This window comes from Halomicronema sp. CCY15110, assembly GCF_016888165.1.
GTDB lineage: Bacteria > Cyanobacteriota > Cyanobacteriia > Phormidesmidales > Phormidesmidaceae > Halomicronema.
The window spans coordinates 1-1,329 of the sequence record NZ_JACSWC010000354.1; the positions used below are offsets into that span (position 1 = coordinate 1).

Annotated in this window: 1 protein-coding gene; it reads right to left on the reverse strand. The window is 56.5% G+C overall.

From position 1 onward, the window contains the following. Nucleotides 1-35: 35 nt before the first annotated feature. Nucleotides 36-1,256, reverse strand: a complete 1,221-nt coding sequence (locus JUK32_RS16985) for an ISAs1 family transposase (RefSeq protein WP_204140053.1) — start codon at nucleotides 1,254-1,256, stop codon at nucleotides 36-38. Between the last annotated feature and the right edge of the window lie 73 nt (nucleotides 1,257-1,329).

Genomic DNA, 1,329 nt, shown 5'->3' on the forward strand with positions numbered 1-1,329 from the left:
CAGGGTAAGCGCAAGAAAAACATCGGGGAATTGTGCTACGTTGCCAGACCAGCGGCAAGGACAGTGAGCATGTAGTCAGGACTCATTGAAGCTCGCTTCGCCTTTTGTTTAAGACTGCGCTTTTTAGAGGTTTCTTGGTTCAGCACACTGATGGCTAAGCGTCTTAGGAGCGCCATGTTCTCTCCCCCATGGCCCCGTCGAATGCGAGACTTATCCTCACCCCAGGTGACATCGAGCACCCAGTGGAGTTGATTCTCGATTCCCCAATGGGTTCGAATCGCCCGACCAATGAGGGCTGCATCACAGGGCAACGACGTGATGTAAAACATCGTCTCTCGGGTCACCTTGTTCCAGAGGTGGCGAACCCGCTTCACCATGACAATGGTTTTGAGTCCCGCCCATTGCTCGATTTGGTGGAGGTCTCCCATGACGACAGCTGGTACAGCCCACACCTGCCGATGCTCCCGCCGATGATGACCCGACTCCACCCGAGCATCATCACTGTGCTCTAAATCGGTAAAGTTGGCGGACTCAGCCTGCTTAAACCACGTCATGACCTCGGCCCACAGGGTGGGGTGATTGGCTTTGAGACAGAGGACATAATCAGCCCCGTGCCCCAGGATCTCACGAGCAATCTCCTTCTGGGTGCCCATGGCATCGAGGGTGATGATACAGCCACTGATATCGAGAAGTTTCAGCAATGCAGGAATGGCGGTGATCTCGTTGCTCTTAGAGGTGACCTTCACCTGGCCTAACAACAGCCGATGCTCGCTGGCCCAGGCGCTGACAACGTGGAGCGCAGATTGCTTACGGTTGCGGTCGTAGGAGCCTTTAATCGTCTTACCGTCGATGGGAATCACTTGGGCTCCACTGGCCTCAACGATCTGCTTCACCCAGCCCAAAAAGCAACGCTCTAGGGCATCAGGAGCCATCTGCTCGAACAGCCGACGGTACGTGTCGGCATGGGGGACGCCGTTCGGTATCGAGAACAGGGTGCTCAGCCACGCCTGGTGGCTCTCAGCGTATGTTTCGATGTCCTCCCAACCCGTCGCGCCGCCGATGACCGCTAGAATCGCGATCATCACGATGCTCAAGAACGGGTGCGCTATCCCCTGACTACCGCGCGGGTCTTTGAGTTCAGCAAAGTGTGATTCCCACTGCTGTTGAATGGCGGCGGCATCGGTGGCCGCGCACAAGGGCGGCTGGGTCTGACCAGCTTTAGCGGTCTCTTCGTTGAGTGCAAAGCCTTGGCTCATGGCAACTCTCAGGGGGCACAGTGATGGGTTGCCTCTAGCATGTCACAGACCCTTTTTTCTTGCGCTTACCCTG

Excerpts from the sequence above, each read along its gene's own strand:
- JUK32_RS16985 (WP_204140053.1), bottom strand. The coding sequence starts at position 1,256 with ATGAGCCAAGGCTTTGCACTCAACGAAGAGACCGCTAAAGCTGGTCAG.